Annotated in this window: 12 protein-coding genes and 1 pseudogene; 6 read left to right on the top strand and 7 right to left on the bottom strand. The window is 70.9% G+C overall.

Translation table 11 applies throughout. The features are described from left to right. Window positions 1-340 precede the first annotated feature (340 nt). Window positions 341-814 carry a MarR family winged helix-turn-helix transcriptional regulator gene (locus OG766_RS03045; RefSeq protein ID WP_266376617.1) on the top strand — a complete coding sequence of 158 codons (474 nt, stop codon included), beginning with the start codon at window positions 341-343 and terminating at the stop codon, window positions 812-814. A gap of 414 nt (window positions 815-1,228) precedes the next feature. Here OG766_RS03045 and OG766_RS03050 read toward each other — a convergent pair whose 3' ends face one another. Continuing rightward, window positions 1,229-1,705: a MarR family winged helix-turn-helix transcriptional regulator gene (locus OG766_RS03050; RefSeq protein WP_266376614.1), complete on the bottom strand. Its 477-nt coding sequence runs from the start codon at window positions 1,703-1,705 to the stop codon at window positions 1,229-1,231. Between the two features lie 412 nt (window positions 1,706-2,117). On the opposite strand from OG766_RS03050, the gene OG766_RS03055 reads away from it, so the two are divergent. Continuing rightward, complete coding sequence (locus OG766_RS03055; RefSeq protein WP_328724498.1) at window positions 2,118-2,852, top strand: hypothetical protein; 735 nt, start codon at window positions 2,118-2,120, stop codon at window positions 2,850-2,852. Window positions 2,853-3,218: 366 nt separating this feature from the next. Then, window positions 3,219-5,210: an ATP-binding protein gene (locus OG766_RS03060; protein ID WP_328724499.1), complete on the top strand. Its 1,992-nt coding sequence runs from the start codon at window positions 3,219-3,221 to the stop codon at window positions 5,208-5,210. A 22-nt stretch (window positions 5,211-5,232) separates the two neighbouring features. On the opposite strand, the gene OG766_RS03065 is transcribed toward OG766_RS03060, so the two are convergent. The 4 genes from OG766_RS03065 to OG766_RS03080 all read right to left on the bottom strand — a co-directional run bounded on the left by OG766_RS03065 (window position 5,233) and on the right by OG766_RS03080 (window position 8,474). Continuing rightward, complete coding sequence (locus OG766_RS03065) at window positions 5,233-5,499, bottom strand: hypothetical protein (RefSeq protein ID WP_266376602.1); 267 nt, start codon at window positions 5,497-5,499, stop codon at window positions 5,233-5,235. A gap of 69 nt (window positions 5,500-5,568) precedes the next feature. Then, on the bottom strand, window positions 5,569-6,444 hold the full coding sequence (locus OG766_RS03070; protein ID WP_443045439.1) for an alpha/beta fold hydrolase: 876 nt from the start codon (window positions 6,442-6,444) through the stop codon (window positions 5,569-5,571). A gap of 439 nt (window positions 6,445-6,883) precedes the next feature. Beyond that, window positions 6,884-8,059 carry an RNA polymerase sigma factor gene (locus OG766_RS03075; protein WP_328724500.1) on the bottom strand — a complete coding sequence of 392 codons (1,176 nt, stop codon included), beginning with the start codon at window positions 8,057-8,059 and terminating at the stop codon, window positions 6,884-6,886. Further along, the gene (locus OG766_RS03080; protein ID WP_266376596.1) at window positions 8,052-8,474 is read right to left on the bottom strand and encodes a YciI family protein; all 423 of its coding nucleotides are present in this window, start codon (window positions 8,472-8,474) and stop codon (window positions 8,052-8,054) included. Before OG766_RS03080 ends, OG766_RS03075 begins: the two co-directional genes overlap by 8 nt. Window positions 8,475-8,704: 230 nt before the next feature. Here OG766_RS03080 and OG766_RS03085 point away from each other — a divergent pair, with 230 nt between their 5' ends. From OG766_RS03085 to OG766_RS03095, 3 genes are read left to right on the top strand one after another with little or no spacing between them, the layout of a single operon-like run. Beyond that, complete coding sequence (locus tag OG766_RS03085; RefSeq protein WP_266376593.1) at window positions 8,705-9,394, top strand: response regulator transcription factor; 690 nt, start codon at window positions 8,705-8,707, stop codon at window positions 9,392-9,394. After that, entirely contained in the window at window positions 9,391-10,989 is a 1,599-nt protein-coding gene (locus tag OG766_RS03090; protein WP_266376590.1) for a sensor histidine kinase, read from the top strand. Before OG766_RS03085 ends, OG766_RS03090 begins: the two co-directional genes overlap by 4 nt. Further along, window positions 10,986-11,582, top strand: coding sequence for a hypothetical protein (locus OG766_RS03095; RefSeq protein WP_266376587.1), 597 nt, complete (start codon window positions 10,986-10,988; stop codon window positions 11,580-11,582). The genes OG766_RS03090 and OG766_RS03095 overlap by 4 nt, the downstream gene beginning before the upstream one ends. Window positions 11,583-11,605: 23 nt before the next feature. Here OG766_RS03095 and OG766_RS03100 read toward each other — a convergent pair whose 3' ends face one another. Both OG766_RS03100 and cobF read right to left on the bottom strand, forming a co-directional pair. Further along, window positions 11,606-11,980 (bottom strand): glyoxalase superfamily protein, encoded by a 375-nt coding sequence (locus OG766_RS03100; RefSeq protein WP_266378323.1) that lies wholly within the window; start codon window positions 11,978-11,980, stop codon window positions 11,606-11,608. A gap of 63 nt (window positions 11,981-12,043) precedes the next feature. Continuing rightward, window positions 12,044-12,823, bottom strand: a pseudogene (gene cobF / locus OG766_RS03105) (precorrin-6A synthase (deacetylating)); the annotation flags it as partial. Window positions 12,824-12,908: the final 85 nt, after the last annotated feature.

Below are 12,908 nucleotides of genomic sequence, written 5' to 3' on the forward strand. Positions count from 1 at the left end.
CGCCCAGGGGGCATCGCACGCATCCCAGTGTCCTCCACGCCGGCCGTCGTCGACATCGGAGCGGCTCTGCCGGACGACCGCTGCAGCCTGCGGTCAGAACAAGGGCAAAACGGCGAAGTTGCGGTGGAACACGTCGTCCGGATCCCATGCCGCCCTGAGGTCACCCGCACCGGCACCCGATGATCCGTAGCCCCGGAGTTCCCCGGCGCCAGTCCAACTCCCGTCCCTCTCGCCCCCCTTACAAGTCCGGCGATGCCGCCACCCCATGCCGACGCGGGACAATCAGCCCAACTCAACTATTTTCATAGCGCGATGATTATCGCCTTGATAACATCTGTGCGTGAATGCAGAAGCGAACGCGGTGAACGACGGGCAGCGCGACCCCTTGGACCGGCTGGGATTCCTCCTGGCCCGACATGGCGCCATCACGGACAGCCGAGTCCGCCACGCGTTCGAGACCTGCGGACTGGCTCCCCGGGAGGGCGCGACCCTGATCCTGCTGGGCAAGTCCGGATTCATGAGCCAGCAGGCCCTCGCGGCGGCACTCGAAGTCGACCCCAGCGTGATGGTCGGGATCCTGAACGAACTGGAATCCGCCCGACTCCTGGAACGCCGGCGAGACCCGTCCGACCGCCGCCGGCACATCGTGACCCTCACCGAGGAGGGACGTCGCACCCTCACGAAGGCCCACGAAGCCGTGGCCGACGTGGAGCGGGAACTGTTCGGAGACCTCTCCCCGGAGGAGATCGCCACCCTGCGCGGCCTACTGGCCCGGATCCGGACGAGCCCCGGCGACGCCGCCTGCTCCGAGTAGCAGCAGCGAGACGATGGTCACAGCACCAAAATCCTTGATGCCCATAAATCATCCTGTACCTTAAATCTTGCAGTGCCGCTCCGGTAGGCGCCGCAGGAACGTCCAGGGGCTTGAGCGGAGCCGCCGGCAAGTACTCGCGGCGGGCGGACCGGCCGGGGCCGGCACTGCCCGGGGCCCGCAGAGGGCCGCAGGACCTGCGCCATGCAGGGGCATGGAGGCGCAGGCAGGCCGCACCCAAGGGACGGGGTGACGGCCGCGGGACACGGCATCCCCGTGTCCGCAGGGGCGGTGTCCCCCGCGCTTGGGAAGCGCCGGGAGCGGATGCCGCCCCTCGTACCGTCCGTACCCGGAATCACGGCAGATCGCCGCCATTGCCTGCCAGGACGCTGCGGTCGTTCACCAACCGCCCGGCCGTCACTGCTCGGTGCATACCGGGTCCCCCGGAGTGGTACGAACCTTGGCCAGCAGACCGCGGAGCGCCGTCAGCTCTTCGGGCGAGAGATCGGCGAAGAGGCCGTGCTCGACCTCGGTCACCGCGTCCTGGGCCTTGGTCAGCAGGTCGCGTCCCTCCTTCGTGATCGCCACGATGTGGCGGCGACGGTCGGCGGGGTCGCGGCGGCGCTCCACGAGTCGTGCGGACTCGAGGTCGTTCAGGATCGCGACCATGATGCTGGGGTCCACTTCAAGCGTCGCAGCGAGGGCCTGCTGCCCCATGGACCCCGCCTTGCCCAGCAGCATCAGCGTCGTGCCCTGGCGCACCGCAAGCCCACACGACTCGAAGGCGTGGTGAACGCGGCTGTTCGCGATGGCGCCGTTCCGCGCCAGCAGGAAGCCGAGCTGATCCAGCGGGTCACTCTCGGCCGCATCGGCCACGGCTTCGTTCACGGTCATGCCTACATGCTATCAAAGTCACGATCATCTGGCCGATTCAATCATTGATATTCTCTCATTACCCCTCCATCGCCGAGGCGCGACCCCTCGGCCCCGAGCTGCCGGGAGGTCTGCAGGGCGGTCCGCGACATCGCGGCCGGACTGGTCTCGGCGACTCATCCGGCTCGGTGGACGTGCCACCCGCGCGGTAGCGTGGCGAGGTGGGCGAGTCCGAGGAGTTGAGCGAGCGGGAGCGACGTGCCTGGCACGGCTTCCTCACGATGCAGGAGGGCGTCCGCCGCCGCCTGAATCGCCAATTGCTCCGTGACTTCGGCCCGTCGGTGGCGGACGACGCCATTCTGAGCACGAAGAGGACGCCCGCGGCAGCCACATCGCCCTCACCGACGCGGGACGTGAGGCCATCGCGAAGGCCATGCCACTGCACCTGAAGTACGTGCGGCGCCTCTTCCTCGACGTACTCAGCCCTCGGCAGCTCGATGTGCCGGCCGCCGTGTCGGACTCCGTGCCGGAGAACCTGGTCGGCGGTCACGGTCACGGTGGCGGCCAGTGCGGTGCCTCCGCCTGCCGTACCGCCCGCCCCACCCTCGGAAACCGCGTGAACAAAGGAAAGACCATGGAGCACGACCAGGGGGCCGGCCCCATCACCTCGTCCACCAATGACGCTCTGTTCGGAGACGTCCATGTCTCACTGGACACCCGGGAAGGGGTCGTGACCGTCGACGGCGAGGGAATCCCGTCGATCGTCATCCGCCGGGCCGGCGGCACCGAGGCGGACGACCACACCCCGGTCGGCACCCGGGACGGCTCACTGCTCTCCCTGGAGATCGCCGGCCGTGCCACCCTGCTCCGCCCGGCCAAGGGTCGGCTGACCCGCAAGTCCTTCCGGGTGGACGTCATTCAGGACGACACCACTTATCGCCTGGTGCCGGACTCGATCCCGGGGAGCCGGCTGCTCCGGGACGGGCAGCACATCGGGGACTTCGCGTCGGACGGGGACGGCATCGTCCTGGCCGAGTGGAAAGAAGGCGCGGAGGTGCAGCCGGTGGAGGCCGCGGTCGGATATGCCCTCGCGGTGGCTTTCGGCACCGGGGCGCAGCCCATGTGGATGCTGGTGCTGGACGCCCTCGGCGACCTGTTGCCCGGCTGAGCGGCGTACACAGGGGCAGGTGTCCTACCGCGGCCCGACGGCCGGCACCCAGGGCTGATCGACCGACACGGGCCGCCTTGGGTGAGGGGTGCTGGTTTCCGGGCTTCACCACCAACGGACCCTCCCGACGCCCTTGTTAGGATCCCCAACGGACCAAAGGGGGCAGAATCGGCCTCCTAAGTGGCCGGATACGACATCTTCGATCGAGCGCGTGGCACGGCCTCGGCGGTCGAGCGGAGGGCGTGAACGCGGCGGGACCGCACGTGCCTCGTAGAGGTGCCTGTCGCCGCGGGAAGCCCCGGTGGTCGTCTACGGGCACGACTGTCCTGTGCTGGGACAAGGGGGATGGGAGCCGCCATGGTGTCCGTGGGAGAGAGACTGAGCAGTGCCCGAGGACGGGCCTTCATCGGCCGGGACGAGGAACTCGTGCGCTTCGGGGAGGCTTTGGCCGGCGACCCACAGGCGCCGTTCGCGTTCTATGTGTTCGGGCCGGGCGGTCTCGGCAAGTCGACGCTGCTGCGGCGCCTGGCGGACGATGCTCGTGCGGCGGGCCGGCTGCTCATCGAACTCGACGGCCGCTTCGTCAGCCGGGACCCGGCCGATTTCGAGCAGGCGGCCGGCCCTTTCCTGGACGTTCCCGGCACGGTCCTGGTCGTGGACTCCTTCGAGCACTGCCAGTGGCTGGAGAGCTGGCTGTGGCAGCACTTCCTGCCTCGCGCCGCGGACGACACCCTGGTCGTCCTTGCCGGCCGGCTCGCTCCGCAGCCGCAGTGGACCGCCGACCCCGCCTGGGACGGGCTCCTGCACGTGACCGAACTGGAGCCGTTCTCCGAGAAAGAGGCCCGGAGCCTGCTGGCCGCGGCGCAGATCCGGCCCGAACTACGGGAGCGGGTGCTCCGCTTCGCCGCAGGCAACCCGCTGGCGCTGTCCCTCGCGGCGGCGGCAGGGTCAACGGGCCCCGGCAGCGAGGAGATCTGGGCCCCGTCGGCCGACGTCCTGCGAACCCTGTTGGCGGGGTTGATCGGTGAGGTGCCCACGGTGGCCCACCGCCGTGCCCTGGAGGTGGCGGCGCAGGCGCACTCGACGTCCGAGGAACTGCTCACCGCGGTGCTGCCCGAGGAGGACACCCACCTCCTCTTCTCCTGGCTCAGGGACCTGCCGTTCATGGAGTCCACGCACCGGGGGCTCCACCCGCACGACGCGGCACGCGGAACCCTGGCCGCCGACCTGCGCTGGCGAGCGCCCAACGCCTTTGTGTCGATGCGCCGTCGATTGGCGGAGGAGTACCTGCGCCTGCTGCGCGAGGCGCCCGAGGAGCGGGTGTGGACCGTCACCGATGAGCTCTTCTACCTCTTCCGAGAGGTGGAGACCCTGGCGCGTCTGCGTACCTGGTCCCGCGAGGACGAGGTGCACGACCGTCCGCTGCACCCGCACGACCTCGATGTGGTGCTGCGGATGGCAGAGGAGACCGAGGGGTCCGCCTCCGCGGAACTGGTTCGCTACTGGGCGCAGCGCCAGCCGCAGGCCTTCAGCGTCTACCGTCTCGTGAGCACGGGCCGGATCGTGGCGTTCACGGCCCGACTCGCTCTGCCGGCCCCTCCCGATCCCCAGGACCTGGCCACCGATCCCGTCGTGGCTGCCGCCTGGGAGCACACCGAGGCCACCGCGCCGGTGAGCCCGGGCGAGCACATCGGCATCAGCCGCTTCTCGATCTACCCCGAGCGGTACCAGGTCCCCTCGCGCGTCATCGACCTGAGCAGTTCCCGTGCCCAGGCGGAGTCCGCCCGTGCGCGCGGCCGCGCGTACGGCTTCGCCGTCTGGCGGGACGCCGATGCCTGGTCCGTGCGCGTCAAGGGCACCCTCGACGACACCGGGGCGCGACCGCGAGTCGGTGAACGGACCTACGGACTGTTCAGCGTCGACTGGCGCAAGGTACCCGTGGAGACCTGGCTCCGCCGCTTCATATCGACCACCGTCGAGCCCCTACGGTCCGGACCGTCGCCCATCTCTCGTACCGCGTTCGACCAGGCCGTACGTGAAGCGCTGACGCACTGGCGCGACGCGGGCGCCTTTGCCACCTGTGCCCTGATGCGCGCCCGCCTCGCCGCCGACTTCCCCGATCCCGTCGAGGAGTTGCGCGTCCTGCTGCGCCAGGCCGTCGACGACCTCGCCGGTGACCCGCGCGGAGCACGGGCCCGCGAAGCCCTGACGGCGGGCTACTTCTCCGGTGCGCCCACCCAGGAAGCCGCCGCCCGCCGCCTCGGCCTCCCGTACGGCACCTACCGTCGCCACGTCCGTCAGGGCCTGGACCTGCTCTGCGAGAACCTGTGGCAGCAGGAGCTGCACGGCCCTCGATAGCGACCCGCTGACGCACGCGGATTCACGGCATGTCCACGCTCCAGTCCCAGATCGCCCCGTCCCCCGGCCGCGGGTCGTAGAGCGCCCGCCCGCCGGGCGTGAACCGGCTGAGTTCGGTCGGCAGCGCGGCCCCCGCCGCGATGTCCTCCGCGCTCCAGCCCGTGATGTCGAGCAGAAGGCCATCAAGGGGACCGCCGACGAGCTCCACGTACGAGCGGCCGGCCACAGGCCCCTGCTCCCCATCATGATCGGCACCGTAGACCCGGCGCACGGCAAGTTCCTCGTCCATGGAAACAGCCTCGCAGCCAGGTACGACAACGAACCTTCCCGGCCACAGCGCAGCAGGCGGGGACAGGCCTCAGCGGCTGTGCGCTTCCGATCGCCATCGGCGGCGGCCGAGGAGGACGACGGCCGAACCCACGGTCACCGACACAGCGGCGATGCCGCCGAGGGTGATGGCCTGCCTGGTCTGCCGCCCCGAGCCGGTGTTCGCGAGCGTCGTGCCGGACGGATCGGCGGCGGTCGCCGTGGCGCTCCGGGCGGCCCGCTCGATCAGGCGGGTGACCGCGCCCGGCTGGGACACCGAGACGGCGTGGGAGGCGTTGACCTCGACGGTGTGCGCGTGGGCGCGCCGGGCCATGAAGCGTTGCGCCGCCGGCGGGATGTTGCGGTCCTCGGTGGTGATCAGGGTCCAGGAAGGGATGGTCTTCCAGGCGGCCTTGGTGGCTTTCTCCTCCAGCGCCGAGGCGGCCACGGGGCGCTGAGTGGCGGCCATCAGGTCGGTGACCGACGTGGGCACGTCGGCGGCGAACTGGTCGTGGAACTTGTCGGCCTTGATGTACTGGTCGGTGCCGGTGCCACCGCCGGGAAGAGGGAAGGGCACGTTCTTGATGGTGGGACCGAGCGTGCTCCCGGGGTACTTGTTGGACAGCCCCAGGGAACTCTCCCCCACCGCGGGGGCGAAGGCGGCGACGTAGACCAGCGCCTTGACCTGGGCGTCCCCGACGGCAGCTTCGCTGATCACGGAGCCGCCGTAGGAGTGACCGACGAGCACGACCGGTCCGTGCACGCTCTTCAGCACGCTGTGGACGTACTCGGCGTCACTGGCCAGCCCGCGCAGCGGGTTGGCTGGAGCGATGACCGAGTACCCCGCCTGTTGCAGGCGCTGGAGCACGCCGTTCCAGCTGGACCCGTCGGCGAAGGCACCGTGTACCAGCACGATGGTGGGTTTCATGCCGCCGCCTGCGCCACCGTCCGCCGCAGCCGGTGCCGCCGGGACCGCGCACAGGGCCGCGACGGCGATTCCTGCCGCCGCGCCGTGGAGACGCCGTGTGTGGCGTCGTATGCCATGGACCGCACTCATGGGGTTCTCGCCTTCCGTTGGCCTACGGCGTTCAGCTTCACGCGTCCGTGGCGGTGAGCCAGCTCAGCCAAGGCAATCGGGTGAAATCGCTACGGCAGTCGGTGTAACTGCTTCCGCGAGAGGCGTGGCGGGCGCTCGCCTCACACAAGCGGGAGCCTGTGTGTGTTCCCACGGGCGCGTCGAGGTGGTGTCGGTGGCGCCACCCTGTGCCGTGCGGCCGGCGACCTCGACGGTGGAGCCGCCGCTGACGGTACGCACGCTCCGACCACGGGGTCGCGTCTCGCGCCGCGGGCAGATCCGGGCGCGACCGTCAGCGACACCGGCGGGCGTTGAGCCGGGCGGCCTGGCGCGTCAGGTGGTCGCGCTCGGCGAGGTTGGGTGCCTGGTGGGCCGCCTCGGCGTACAGCCGTGCCGCCGTCGCCAGGTCGCCGTCGCGCTCGTGGAGGTACGCCGCCACCGCGGTGTGGCGGGGCAAGGGGTATCCCCTGCTCGAAGAGCTCGGGGAAGAGGCGTCCAGCGCCGCGAGCGCCGCCAGTCCGGCCCGCGGTCCGTCGGCCTCCCCGACGGCGACCGCGCGGTTGAGCCGGACGACCGGGCTCTCGGTCAGGCGCGTGAGCTCGTCGTACCACTCGACGATCTGCACCCAGTCGGTCTCCTCGGCGGTGGGCGCGTCGGCGTGGAGTGCCGCGATGGCGGCCTGGGCCTGGAACTCGCCCAGCCGGTCGCGGGCGAGGGCCGCCTGGAGGATCCACACGCCCTCGGCGATCAGCGCGGTGTCCCATCGGCCGCGGTCCTGCTCGGCGAGCGGCACCAGGCTGCCGTCGGGCGCGGTCCGGGCGGCACGCCGGGCGTGGTGGAGCAGCATGAGGGCGAGCAGCCCGGCCACCTCGGGGTGGTCGACGCGGGCCGCGAGCTGCCGGGTGAGCCGGATGGCCTCGGCGGAGAGGTCGACGTCGCCGGAGTAGCCCTCGTTGAACACGAGGTAGAGGACGCGCAGCACGGTGGCGACGTCGCCGGGCCGGTCGAAGCGCACGCCGGAGACGGTGCGCTTGGCCCGGCTGATGCGCTGCGCCATCGTCGCCTCCGGCACCAGGTAGGCCTCGGCGATCTGGCGGGTGGTGAGACCGCCGACGGCGCGCAGGGTGAGCGCGACCGCGAACGCCGGGGTCAGCGACGGGTGGGCGCACAGGAAGTAGAGCTGCAGCGTGTCGTCCGCGGCGGGCGCGGGCCCCGGTGCCGGTTCCTCGTCGACGAGGTCCTCACGGCGGCGGCGTGCGGCATCCGCCCGGGTCGCGTCGAGGAACCGGTGCCAGGCCACGGTGACCAGCCAGCCCTTCGCATCCCGCGGAGGGTCGGCCGGCCAGACGCGGACGGCCTGGAGCAGTGCGTCCTGCACGGCGTCCTCGGCCGCCGCGAAGTCGGCTCCGCGGCGGACGAGAACGGCGAGCACGCTGGGCGCAAGGCTCCGAAGCAGAGCCTCATCCATGGAAGGTGCAGTCCGAGGTGGTGGGCGGCTCGGTCAGGAACGGGCGCAGCTCCAGCCACTCGTGGATCGGCTCCCCGCCCGCTCCCGGGGCGGCCGACAGCTCTCCGGCAAGTTCGAGGGCGCGCTCGTAACTGTCGACGTCGATCACCATCCACCCGGCGATGAGATCCTTGGTCTCGGCGAACGGGCCGTCCGTGACCGGCGGGCGGCCCTCGCCGTCGTACCGGACGAAAGTCCCGCCGGGGGCGAGCGCCTGGCCGTCGACGAACTCGCCGGTCCCTTCGAGCCGGGTGGCGAAGTCGCGCATGTACTGCACGTGGGCCGAGATCTCCTCCGGCGTCCACTTGTCCATCGGCACGTCGTTCACCGAAGCCGGGGCGCCGCGGTAGTGCTTGAGCAGCAAGTACTTGGCCATGGTGTTCCTCCTCGCTGGTGCGACCCATTGTGGTCGCCTTCACTGCGGGGACGGAGCCAGTCACGGGTTCTCGACATGGCCGTCCGACTTTGTTCTCGGGCTTTCGTGGAGGAGCCCGGGTGAGCCGCCGCCCAGAAGGATCTCGGTCGCAGTGTGACCCTTCTGCAACAGCTCCCGAGAGGGGCTCCTTCGCAGGTCGGCGACCGGACGCGGCTGCTTACACTGTCGACGTGCCACGAGTCCTTATTGTCGAAGACGACCCGGATGTCCGTAAGGCTGTCGAACTGGGGCTGCGACATCAGGGGCATGACGTCTTCGCCGCCGGAACGGGTGAAGAGGGACTGGAACGGCTCCACCCCTGCCATCCGGACGTCGTCGTTCTCGACCTCATGCTGCCCGGCATGTCCGGCCTCGACGTATGCCGGCGGATCAGGGAACGCGACCAGGTGCCGATCATCATGGTGACCGCCAAGGGCGACGACATCGACGTGGTCGTGGGGCTGGAGGCCGGCGCGGACGACTACGTGGTCAAGCCCGTGCAGGCCCGGGTGCTCGACGCGCGAATACGGGCCGTACTGCGCAGGCAGGACTCGTCGGTCTCCGACGCCGTCCGGCCCAGGGCGGAGTCGCACGGCCTGCTGATGATCGACCGGGCCGGGCTCGTGGTGACGCACGGTGGTGAACCCGTCGCGCTCGCGCCCTCCGAGCTTCGGCTGCTGCTGACCCTGTCGGCCTCGCCCGGCCAGGTGTTCAGCCGCCAGCAGCTGCTGGAAGCGGTCTGGGAGCACAGCTACTACGGCGACATACGGCTCGTGGACGCCTGTGTGAAGCGATTGCGCGGCAAGCTCGGCGAGCTGGGCGGGGATCCCCGGTACATCCAGACCGTACGCGGCTTCGGATACCGCTTCGGTGCCGCGTGAGCGGCCGGACATCCGTACGGGCAGGCAGGCGCGTACGCGAGGGCGAGACCGTCGCAGCCGGGCAGGGCCCCAGGGCGGCGAGGTTCTCCCGCGCGATCCTGGCGAAGGTCCCGCTTCCGCTGCGGGGCCTGCGCTCGCGCCTGGTGGTGGCCTTCGTGCTGGTGGCCATGACGAGTGCCCTGAGCACGGGAGCCGTCGCCTTCCGGGAGGCGCGCACGGGGGTGCTGCAGCAGAGCCAGGACTCCGTCATCCGGCAGTTCCGGACGAGCGTCAACGCCGTGGCCGCCCAGCTTCCCCCGGCGCCGAGCCAGGTGCACCTGCAGAAGGCGGTCACCCAGGTGCTCCAGGCCAACCCGTCGGAAGGACGGCGGGTACTGGCCACGCACGGCGACCTCCGCGCCTACGCGGTGAGCGCCGACTTCGACAAGATCAGCCCGCAGCTGCGCCGGTCCGTGCAGACCCATCGCGCCGCGGTGTTCCAGCGGGTGAACGCCGACGGGCATCCCTATCTCGTCGTCGGAATGCCGGTCACGTACACCAGCGGCGAAGGCACGGAGTCCAGGCTCTCGGGGACGGTGATGTACCTGGTGGTGCCGCAGAACACCGAACAGGCCTACGTCGAAGCGATCGTCGGCGCCATCAAGCAGGCCACCCTGGTGGCCCTGGGCCTCGCCGTCGTCCTGGCGCTGCTGGCCGCGAGGGGCGTGCTCCGTCCCGTACGGGCGTTGCGCCGGGCGACGCGTCGGATGGCCGAGGGGCACCTCGACGTCCGGCTGGTCGTCAACGGTTCCGACGAGCTCGCCGACCTCTCCCGGTCCTTCAACCACACGGCGGCGGCCCTGGAGGATTCGGTCGCGGAGCTGCGCCGCCTGGAGGCCCAGGCGCGCCGCTTCGTCGCGGACGTCTCGCACGAACTGCGGACGCCGCTGGCGGCGATGTCAGCGGTCACCGACGTGCTGGACGCGAACGCACGGGACCTGAACCGGGATACCGGCGAGGCGTTGCGGCTCATCAGTGAGGGAACCAGTCGGCTGAGCGTGCTGGTGAACGATCTGATGGAGATCTCCCGATTCGACGCCGGCGCGGCCGAACTCAGCCTGGACGAGATCGACCTGGCCGAGTTCGTACAGCACACCCTCGCCGGTCGGGGATGGCAGGGCCAGGTGGAGACCCACCTGCCCCCACCGGGCGCGCTCCGGGCGCGCGTGGACCCGCGCCGGCTCGACGTGGTGATGGCCAATCTGGTGGGCAACGCGCTGCGGCACGGGGCGCCGCCGGTGCGGCTGACCCTGGGCGTGAGAGAGGAGCGGCCGGACGTGGCGTGGGCCGTCATCGAGGTGACCGACAGCGGACCGGGCATCGCCGAGGAAGCCTTGCCCCACATCTTCGAGCGCTTCTACAAGGCGAGCACCACACGGATCAGAAGCGAGAGCAGCGGACTGGGTCTGGCCATCACGGCGGAGAACGTGTACCTGCACGGGGGACGTATCAGCGCCGCCAACCTTCCCGGGGGCGGAGCGATGTTCACGGTCGAGCTCCCCCTGCACCGCGCCCCCGCGGCCGCCGGTCACGACTCCACCGCGGGTGCCCGGTGAAGGGCGCGCGAGGGACGGCGCTATCGGCCGGACTCGCGGCCGCGCTGACGCTGATGCTGACGGCGTGCGGAGTCCCCCCGTCCGACGTCATCGAGGCCGGCGAACCTGCGAGCGTCGTGCGGCACCCCAGTCCGACGCCCTCCGTGCCGGTCGTCGTCTCCCTCTACTTCCTGGACGACGGTGCCCTGACGGCTTATCCCCGCACTGTCGGTGATCCTTCGGACCTCGGGTCCGTCGTGGCCCAGCTGTTCGGCGGACCGACGACAGGGGAGGCCGCGACGGCCACCACGGAGCTGCCCCGCCTGACGGACGCACCGGACGTGATGGCCGACAGCGGCAACCTCGTGTCCATCAAGCTCCCCCAAGGCGTCGCTCGCCTCAGCCGTCCGGCCATGCTGCAGTTGGCGTGCACGGTGGCTCACGCGAGCGGGCCGTTCACCGCGCTACCCGCGGACGCGCAACGCAGCGGTGCGCCCGCGACACCTCCCGTCGATGCGCAACGCTCCCCCGCAGACACGAGTGTCCAGGTGCTCGGGTCCGGATGGACGATGACGCAGTCGGCCGACTCGTGTCCCGACCTTCCGCAGCCGTAGGAGGAGCCCGGGCACGGCGGGCGTCACTCCGCCGGTGCGCCCACCCGCAGGCGGTTGCCGTCGGGATCGCGGAGCTCCACCTCACGCGCCCATGGCGCGGTGGTCACCGGCACGCCGAACTCATCCGCGACGGCGTCGACATCGCGCACACGCAGGTAGAGCAGTGTGTCGGGGCGGGCGTCGCCCGTGTGCTCCGACAGGAACAGTTTCACCCCGTCGCGCGCGATCTCGACGAAGGCCGGGTATCCGGGCTCGAACCGGTGCTCCCATTGCTTGGTGAACCCGAGGCGCTCGTACCAGGAGACCGCCGTGGCAGCGTCGGCGACGTGGAGGACGGGGATCGCCTCTTCCTCCGTCTCCCCAGGCTGCTGGGCGGGATCGGGCGCGGGATCGGGCACTGACGGTTCCTCCCCCGAGGACTGTGCCGCGAGAGCCGCGTCGGACCGACCCGCGGCGATCGCCGGCGCGTCGACGATGCGCAGCAGGTACGTGTCCATGATCCAGCCGTGCCGGGCGCGCGCTTCGGAGCGGATGCGGCTGATGCGTTCGGCGACCTCCGACAGCCGTCCGGAGACGAGGAGTTCGTCGGGAGTGCCGATGTAGGCGCCCCAGTAGATCCACACGGCGTCGCCCTCGACCTCGGTGAACGACTCCTGGGAGTCGAGCATCACCACGATGTCGCCGTCGTTGTTCAGGCCCACCTCCGGCAGCCCCCGGGCCGGGGTGATGTGGACGGGGCGGCCGACCTGGTTGAGGGTGATGCGGTGCCGTGCCGCGAGCGCGGAGACGCTGCTGATGCCGGGGATCACCTCGACGTCGAAAGCGACGGTGCCCCGGCCTTCGATCTCGGCCAGGATGCCGAGGGTACTGTCGTAGAGGGCCGGGTCGCCCCAGACCAGGAACGCACCGGTCTCCCCCGGAGCCAGCTCGTCCCGGACGAGGCGTTCGTACACGTCCGCGCGCCGACTGCGCCAGTCGTGGACCGCGGCGGTGTACTCGCTGCGGCCCTCTCGGGTGCGGTCGCGCCAGGGGTCGTCCGCTTCGACGACGCGGTACGGCTCGCGGGCGTGGTCGTCGAGCATGCGGTGGCGCAGATCGGTGAGCGAGGACTTCTCCGGCCCTTTCCCGAGGACGAAGAAGACGTCGGCCCGGCGCATGGCCTTCACCGCCGCGAGCGTCAGATGGTCCGGGTCACCGGCACCGATGCCGATGACGAGGAGGTGGCGCTGGTCCGTGGTCATGGAGACGGCCTTCTGGGCGGGAGATCGGGATGCGGGCGGCCGGCCCGCCGGCGCTCTTCACGACGGCGGGCCGGCGGCGAACGCA

Origin of the sequence: Streptomyces sp. NBC_00259, from assembly GCF_036181745.1 — a bacterium.
Lineage (GTDB): Bacteria > Actinomycetota > Actinomycetes > Streptomycetales > Streptomycetaceae > Streptomyces > Streptomyces pratisoli.